Source organism: Vibrio sp. 1580 (genome assembly GCF_033340055.1).
Genome location: NZ_JAWOVT010000606.1, coordinates 1 through 549, shown reverse-complemented (window position 1 = coordinate 549; position 549 = coordinate 1). Strand labels below are relative to the sequence as shown.

Sequence of the window (549 nt, the reverse complement as noted above, 5' to 3'; positions counted from 1 at the left end):
CTTCCGACGGGTTATCACAAGGAGTCTCTTGCCCGCCTGAATTTTATGAAAGGTAAACCGCTTCGAGACGCCGCGGTTCTGATTGGTTTTGTGGATAGACCTGAAGGCCTACAAGTGATTTTGACCAAGCGAGCCGAACATCTTCGGCATCATCCAGGGCAAATCAGCTTTCCTGGCGGTAAGTTTGAACCCGAAGATATCCATCTGGTGAATACGGCGCTTCGTGAGACTAATGAAGAGGTCGGTATAGAAGATAAACACATTCATGTGTTCGGTCAGTTGCCAAAACTGCCAACGATTAGTCAATTTAATGTGACACCATTTTTGGCCTTTATTTCTCCGGATTATAAAACGCATATTGACCCAAATGAGGTCGAGTCGGTTTTTGAGGTACCAGCCAACCATATTTTGAACCCAAATAAGCTCTACAGCAGTAAGTTTGAGTTAAAAAGAAGCAGTCATCGTGTATTTGCTATCCCATATCGTCAACATTTCATCTGGGGCATGACGGCACAGATCATTGAGTCGATGCAAAAGCACATCATTTCC

The 549-nt window shown here is 44.4% G+C and carries 1 protein-coding gene; it reads left to right on the top strand.

From position 1 onward, the window contains the following. A partial coding sequence (locus R7093_RS27410) for a CoA pyrophosphatase (protein ID WP_318147306.1) occupies positions 1-549 on the top strand: 549 nt, incomplete at both ends.